This window comes from Nocardiopsis protaetiae (assembly GCF_045446735.1).
Taxonomy (GTDB): Bacteria; Actinomycetota; Actinomycetes; order Streptosporangiales; family Streptosporangiaceae; genus Nocardiopsis; species Nocardiopsis protaetiae.
Map to the genome: position 1 here is coordinate 1 of NZ_JBJJBV010000569.1, position 337 is coordinate 337.

1 pseudogene is annotated in these 337 nt (G+C 80.7%); it reads left to right on the forward strand.

From position 1 onward, the window contains the following. Positions 1-69 precede the first annotated feature (69 nt). Positions 70-337: pseudogene (locus tag ACJOT3_RS34705) on the forward strand (hypothetical protein); the annotation flags it as partial.

A 337-nucleotide genomic window follows, 5' to 3' on the forward strand; every position in this document is an offset into this window, starting at 1 on the left:
GGTGCACCCGCACCGGCCCCCGACGTGCCCGCGGCCCGCGCGCCGCGCCAGATCAGAAGGAACACCCCCGTGTCCAACGACACCTCCACAGCCGTGCCCGGATCCGAGCCCCCGGGCGGCCCCCGCCCCGTACCCGGTGCGGTCGGCCCGGTCCCCGATTCCGTCATCGCACCCGCCGAGGCCGCCGGCCCCCTCCCCGCCGCGGGCCCTCCGGCCGCCGAGGCCCGCGCCGCCGACCCGGCGGAGAGAGCCGCCGACCCCTTGTCCGAGAGCCCGGTGGGGGAGAGTGCCGTGGCCGGGGGCCGCGCCGAGGGGGTGACCGGTGAGGGACGTCCCG